This is a genomic window from Ligilactobacillus acidipiscis DSM 15836 (assembly GCF_001435755.1).
Classification (GTDB): domain Bacteria; phylum Bacillota; class Bacilli; order Lactobacillales; family Lactobacillaceae; genus Ligilactobacillus; species Ligilactobacillus acidipiscis.
The window spans coordinates 1-3,244 of record NZ_AZFI01000201.1 but is presented as its reverse complement, the minus strand read 5'-3'; the positions used below and the strand labels follow the sequence as shown (position 1 = coordinate 3,244).

At 38.3% G+C, this 3,244-nt stretch carries 2 protein-coding genes and 1 pseudogene; all 3 read right to left on the bottom strand.

Going from position 1 to position 3,244, the window contains the following annotated elements; all coding sequences use genetic code 11:
* Positions 1-146 (bottom strand): annotated as a pseudogene (locus FC65_RS11915) (NAD(P)H-hydrate epimerase); the annotation flags it as partial.
* 424 nt (positions 147-570) lie between these two features.
* The gene (locus FC65_RS09750; protein ID WP_056972525.1) at positions 571-1,974 is read right to left on the bottom strand and encodes a C69 family dipeptidase; all 1,404 of its coding nucleotides are present in this window, start codon (positions 1,972-1,974) and stop codon (positions 571-573) included.
* A gap of 153 nt (positions 1,975-2,127) precedes the next feature.
* Positions 2,128-3,030 (bottom strand): DegV family protein, encoded by a 903-nt coding sequence (locus tag FC65_RS09745; protein WP_010498827.1) that lies wholly within the window; start codon positions 3,028-3,030, stop codon positions 2,128-2,130.
* Positions 3,031-3,244 lie beyond the last annotated feature (214 nt).

Genomic DNA, 3,244 nt, shown 5'->3' with positions numbered 1-3,244 from the left:
AACTGCAACGAAAAGTATGAATAATTCAGGTCTTCATATATTTTCAAAGCCGCACGTTCCATCAAGACCAGCGATGGAATGCCTACTTCATTAATAGTTTTTTGGTCTAATTGCCGTGATTTTTCGACTGAAATTGATTTAGTCAAAGCACATGCCTCCTCTTTTGTTTAACTCTCTACTTGTATGATAACACTTGCATATCATAAAAATCGGGGTAAAAGCTTGTTAGAATGATCCAGGTCTTTTTACTGTTGGAACTTAGCAGCCTACTACTCATATTTCAACTTAACAATTTTTTCTTTTTTTTAAAAACAAGGTGAAGTGAAGCGGGTAAAAGTTAAGCACTATTAGACTTTTGTTCACTCAAGCTGCCTAAAAAAATAAAAAACCTGTCAGTTTCCCGCTAAAATAAGCAGGACTGACAGGTTACTAATTTTCAGGTTTTAGCTGACTTGATTCATACTGGAACTTAGTAAAGTTACTCGTTACAAAACCTTCCCCAAAATCACCTCGACAATAACGACTTTTATCATAATTTCCGAGTTTCCTTTAGATTTGGTACTCTCTATTTTAGTCCAACAACGAGAACTTTAGCTTCATCCGAGCTGACCCGACTGTGACCATCTTACCAAGTAATTTTTTGCTTTCCTTAATGTAGATATCAGCCATTTCTTGGTTAGCCTTAGTTGATAAGTCATCAATATCTTGAGCATCCTTAGCTTCTTTTGTCACACGGTCAATGATTGCACGACATTGTGCTTGTGTTGTCTGTTCAAAGTCAGATTCAAGATCACTATACAATGAGTAATTTGTGTCGCCAAATGTTCCCAATGTCCGTGACAACCAATAAGCAGTGTTAGGATCATATTCTGCAGTTGCATCTTTAAAAGAAGCTGGTGTATCAGTAATATTGATCAAAAATGGTACAAATGAGTTAAAGGTATTTGGACCAAATCCTAACCAATGAATAGCGGCAACTTCTTCAGGTACATTATTTCTGATCTGCAAAATATGACTTTCTTCGTTCCGGTTGATACCAACTGGACGGAAGAGTGTCTTATCTTCTAATTCGCCTTCACCATAACGGTCAAAGACAGTATTTTGGTAATGAGAGCTCATAGCCCACTTGAAGTCTTCGATCGCTAATTTACGGTCAGCATGACAAATGAATGGCAGATCTTGGTCTTGAGGATCCTGTTCAACACTTGGTGTAAAGTATGATTGAATATACCATGCACGAGGATCATTGTAACGAGTATCCTTGATCGTTGCTGAACCAAAGATATGACGGAAATTGTAACCTTCATCATCTGGATTCATGAAGTTGTCATTGATCAATTGTTCCAAATCTTCAGAGTACATTGCGTCTGGAGAACCGAAATCAAAGTTATCAATGTTCAAGCGGTTAGGCGCAACCACGTAAGCATCGTCTGGAATACGAATGGCAGCCCAATGATGTCCACCGTAAGTTTCTAAATACCAAACTTCATCCTTATCTGAAAAAGCCATCCCATTGTATTCATATGTCCCATATTGTGTTAAAAGATCACCTATTCTTTGAACGCCTTCACGGGCAGAATGAATGTATGGAAGGACAAGCGTCGGCATATCTTCTTCTCCAAAGCCCTCCTTAACTAATGGATCAACAGCCAGGATGCGTGAGTTTGTTGTAATAGTTTCAGTCGCTGACATTGCGACATTCTCGCTATTAATACCTGCACCGGCCCAAATACCATGTGAGTTATCTGAGTCTGGTGTTGCTGTATAACGCAATGGTTTGTCAGGCAAATCAATTTCAAACTTCGAAAGCTTTGAAGAGTAATGTTTTGGTTGATCTTTTGGTTCAACCACGATAAATTTTTGTGGTTCAGCGTCGTCACTGTGGTCTTCAGTCCGTGCCACTAAAGTAGAACCATCGATCGTTGCTTTTTTACCAGCAAGGATCGTTGTACATGAAGAAATAATTTTGTCCATTTTGCTTCTCCTTTATAAAACTTAATAATAACTTTTCGTAAGTTACGTACATTAATATTCTATCAAATCTATCTTGAAAATGCTCCCTTCTACTACAATTACTTTGCAAATATAGACCAAAAATTTACTGACAAAATTTTTGGAGCAGCATTTTTACAAGCTAGTTTGCTTTTCAACTTTATTCGGATCAATCGGCCACTGTTTCCAGTCATAACACCATAAAAGTGCCATCGTTCCACTGCCAACGTGCACGCCGATCACTGGCCCTAATTCACTTTGTTCCATCGTTACTTCAGGGAAGCTTTGCTGCATATCATGATACCAACGCTCCTCCATCAAGGGAGCTCCAGCATGAATGATAGTTAAGCGTAAGGGGGCCTGTGCTTTAGCTTGAGCATCAGCGAATTTATCTTTGATCGAACGATAAGCTTTTTTCATAGTACGTTCTTTTTGAAGAGCTAAAATTTTTCCCTCTTCAGTAAATGTCAAAACCGGTTTGATACTTAACAAACTCCCGACAAACCTTGAAGCATTAGATAAGCGTCCTGTTCGAACCAAATGCGAAAGATCATCGACCGCTAAGTAAGCTCGCGTAGTTTCACGGAATTTCTCCAGTTCATGAATAATATTTTCAGGCGAATAACCCGCGTCCGCCAATCTGGCAGCTAATTTTGCCATCCCGCCTTCTGCCGCTGCAGCAAGACGAGAATCAAAAGGGTAAACTTTAATATTTGTCACATCTGGCAAATAGTTGACCAGATTTTGATAAAATGAAGTGATGCCCGATGACAAATGAATACTGATCACCGCATCATACCCTTCTGCTGCTAGTTGGTCATAGGTTTCCTGCATCTGAGCCGGTGTAATTTGCGTTGTTGACGGAAGAGTAGTTTCCGTCTTCATTTTTTCATAAAATGCAGCTGCTGTGATATCTATATTTTCTAAATAAGTTTGTCGTTCAAAAATCACTGTGATCGGAACAACTTTAATCTTATATTGTTCACTTTCCTTAGCTGTTAAACAACTGGCTGAATCAGTTACGACCGCTGTTTTCATATATGTGCACCGCTTTTCTGAGTACATTTATTTTTAAAAGCCACCTTTACTAAATATCAACTGATTATATCAAATAGTTTAAACTTCACCAAAGAAAACAACACTTGCTAAATTCAGAAAATTCAAACTTGATTATTTTTTCGTGTTATTGTTGGATATTATTCACCTGTTCTACGCTAAATGAGAATCGGGTAGGAGATAGTTCACACTATCG

Coding starts and splice junctions, on each gene's coding strand:
- FC65_RS09745 (WP_010498827.1), bottom strand. CDS start 3,030: ATGAAAACAGCGGTCGTAACTGATTCAGCCAGTTGTTTAACAGCTAAG.
- FC65_RS09750 (WP_056972525.1), bottom strand. CDS start 1,974: ATGGACAAAATTATTTCTTCATGTACAACGATCCTTGCTGGTAAAAAA.